At 37.3% G+C, this 611-nt stretch carries 1 protein-coding gene; it reads left to right on the plus strand.

All coding sequences use genetic code 11. The features are described 5' to 3' along the window. A partial coding sequence (locus C4S76_RS11825) for a hypothetical protein (RefSeq protein WP_394335590.1) occupies positions 1–611 on the plus strand: 611 nt, incomplete at both ends.

Here is a 611-nt window from a genome sequence, read left to right on the forward strand (position 1 = left end):
AGAACCAACCTGCGAGGTAACAGAAGCGGGAAAATATACCCTAAAAGTAATCGACAAGAACGGCTGCGAAGGAGCAGTAAGTGTACAAGTAGAAGAGTATCCCGAGCTGAATCCAGAAATCAAAGGGAAATTGGAATTTTGTAAAGGAAAAACTACAATTTTAAGCACAGACAAAATCTATTCAAAATATAGTTGGTCAAATGGACATAATGTTATATCAACAGAACCAACCTGCGAGGTAACAGAAGCGGGAAAATATACCTTAAAAGTAATCGACAAGAATGGCTGCGAAGGAGCAGTAAGTGTACAAGTAGAAGAGTATCCCGAGCTGAATCCAGAAATCAAAGGAAAATTGGAATTTTGTAAAGGAAAAACTACAATTTTAAGCACAGACAAAATCTATTCAAAATATAGTTGGTCAAATGGACATAATGTTATATCAACAGAACCAACCTGCGAGGTAACAGAAGCGGGAAAATATACCCTAAAAGTAATCGACAAGAACGGCTGCGAAGGAGCAGTAAGTGTACAAGTAGAAGAGTATCCCGAGCTGAATCCAGAAATCAAAGGGAAATTGGAATTTTGTAAAGGAAAAACTACAATTTTAAGCA

It is taken from the genome of Apibacter adventoris (assembly GCF_002964965.1).
In the GTDB taxonomy this organism is placed as follows: Bacteria; Bacteroidota; Bacteroidia; order Flavobacteriales; family Weeksellaceae; genus Apibacter; species Apibacter adventoris.